The sequence below is a fragment of the Vibrio sp. 10N.261.46.A3 genome (genome assembly GCF_041472995.1).
GTDB classification, from domain to species: domain Bacteria; phylum Pseudomonadota; class Gammaproteobacteria; order Enterobacterales; family Vibrionaceae; genus Vibrio; species Vibrio coralliirubri.
On sequence record NZ_JBFRRH010000164.1, the window covers coordinates 1 to 2,240 of the forward strand.

Annotated in this window: 3 protein-coding genes; all 3 read left to right on the plus strand. The window is 39.0% G+C overall.

The window, feature by feature from the left end:
* Nucleotides 1–305 precede the first annotated feature (305 nt).
* A complete protein-coding gene (locus tag AB4484_RS25935; protein WP_372080970.1) occupies nt 306–758 on the plus strand; it encodes a hypothetical protein in 453 nt (150 codons plus the stop codon).
* 136 nt (nt 759–894) lie between these two features.
* Nucleotides 895–1,551: a hypothetical protein gene (locus tag AB4484_RS25940; RefSeq protein WP_372080971.1), complete on the plus strand. Its 657-nt coding sequence runs from the start codon at nt 895–897 to the stop codon at nt 1,549–1,551.
* A 131-nt stretch (nt 1,552–1,682) separates the two neighbouring features.
* Entirely contained in the window at nt 1,683–2,195 is a 513-nt protein-coding gene (locus AB4484_RS25945) for a DUF3916 domain-containing protein (RefSeq protein ID WP_017058387.1), read from the plus strand.
* The last annotated feature ends 45 nt before the right edge of the window (nt 2,196–2,240 follow it).

Here is a 2,240-nt window from a genome sequence, read left to right on the forward strand (position 1 = left end):
AAGATATGATCAAGAGACAGCTGCTGATGATTTGAAAGATAAGATTCATATTGTCCGTAAAGTACGAAATAAAATAGTCCATGATGGCTATAAAGCTACGCCAGATGAATGCAGTGAGTCACTGAAAATATGTGATGAAGCATTTAGTTTCATCGACTCAAAAATATAACAAGCATTTAAGAGTGATTCCCAACGCTTGGCATTTTTCATTCCATCGTTGGGTTTTGTGTTTACGGTGGTATGGTTAGGTTTAGTGGTCGCGTTGCTCACACCTTAATGCGGCGTTATATTGCAAAGAGGTTTATATGTCTTCTCAGAATGAAGTAGAGTTAATTAAAATCTATAAAGCCGCGCAAGAAAAGTATATCTACTTTTTGATGGCTGCAGCTGGTTCAGGAATTGGTTTTGCTATTGTTCAGACTAAAGTGGAAAAATTAGCTGTCCACCATTCTTTGTGGGGAATATCAGTTGCTTTGTGGGCACTCAGTTTTCTGTGTGGCTTACAGTTTGTCGAGCACTTAAATAGTAGTACCTTTCAAAATGCAAATTATCTTGGTTTCAAACGAGATCTCGCAAAGTGTGCTGATGAGAGAAGAGAAGCCCTAGAAAATGAAGGGAGCGAAGCGTATCAAAATCGTATGGAAAGTCATCAGAAATCCATGAATTTCTACGGAAAGTGGCAAATGTATCTCTTGCTTTCTGGCGCTTTAGCTTACATCGTATGGCATGTTTTCCGTATGTATGCAGCAACAATATAACAAGCAATTTAAGAGGGATTCTGCCAACGCTCGGCGAATTTACTTCAAAGTTTGATCTGTGTGTACGGTGGCTTATTTTCGTTTTGTGTTATGTTGTCAGCCACTTAGCAGGGCGTTATATTTTCAGGAGGAAGGTTTGCATAAAACTTGGTTTTCAGGTAAAGATCCGCTATTTGAACGGCGAATTAAAATTGAACAACAACGCCAGAAAATAGACAGAATCAATAACTATTTTCTTAGTCATCCATCTATCTTAATAGCACTGATTAGTGGCTACGTTTCAATATGCGGATTTGCCATATTATTGATCGTATTTTATAAAGAGGGTGTCAATCTCATTGACTACGTTTCGGTTGGTGATTTTTTGTTCGGTGTGTTTGCAGTCGAATTTGCTGCTCCCCTGATTGCAATGGTATTAATTATATTATTTTGGGCATACCTCCGCTTGTCGAGAGTGTATTGGCGAAATCTTAAACTTTTCTGGACGTTAGTATTGTCTTATCTTGTTGTAGCTCCGGTGTTTCCAGCATACATTTGGTATAAACCAGCTTCCTTGTGTCAACCAGACAATCGAACATATTCGGTTATGTATAAACATCCAAATAACCAGAAAGAGACAGATCTGCTTTTAATAGCTAGTTTGTCGAATTATAAGGTGTTTAAAAGCCATGACCCAGGGTGCAATGTTAATTTTGGAGAGTATACCGACGATGACTTTAACAAAAAGTTTAAATTGGTCGTTATTCATGATAGTGCCATAGCAAAAATCGAATCGGTGTCAAAGAAAATATAACAAGCGTTTAAGGCAGATTCCCAACGCATGGCATTTTTCATTTCATCGTTGGGTTTTGTGTTTAAGGTGGTATGGTCAGGTTCAGTGGTGGCGTTGCTCACTACTTAACGCGGCGTTATAAGGAGGAAGATATGCGAAGAATTAGCTTTCATCGTCCAAAACAGAAAGTACGAAATCCAGAACGGCACATACGTGCCCTAAAAGTGTGGGCTGAAGAGTTTCGAGGTTATTATCCAGAGCGGGATGGTGAGCAATACACTAACTTCAAAATTTGGACACTTGATCGCTTAATCCAAGGTTCTAGTTCCAAGTTTGAGTGGCAGAAAGAGGCTTTAGAGCAGTTATTTATAGCCGCCAACCATATGGTTAATGCAAAGCCAAACAACGAAAAAGGTAAGTCTTGGGTAGCTGTACTTCTTTGTTATCCCAACCTTTTTTCTAGTGAAGTAACTGTGTTCTTTGACGAAACCTACTATAAGCGGTTTAGACCTGACGATGGTTTACTTACAGGTAGAAGTATTTTGGAAAAGTATGAGATTTCCGCAAATTTCGATTACATCGAGCAGGGTTACAAAGAAGACTGGGGTGATGAAAAAGAAAGTATAGAAGTTGAAATGTGGACAATAGGTGAACCCTCCTTATAACAAAGCATTTAGGAGGGATTCGCAACCCCTATCTGGCAGGGTAGT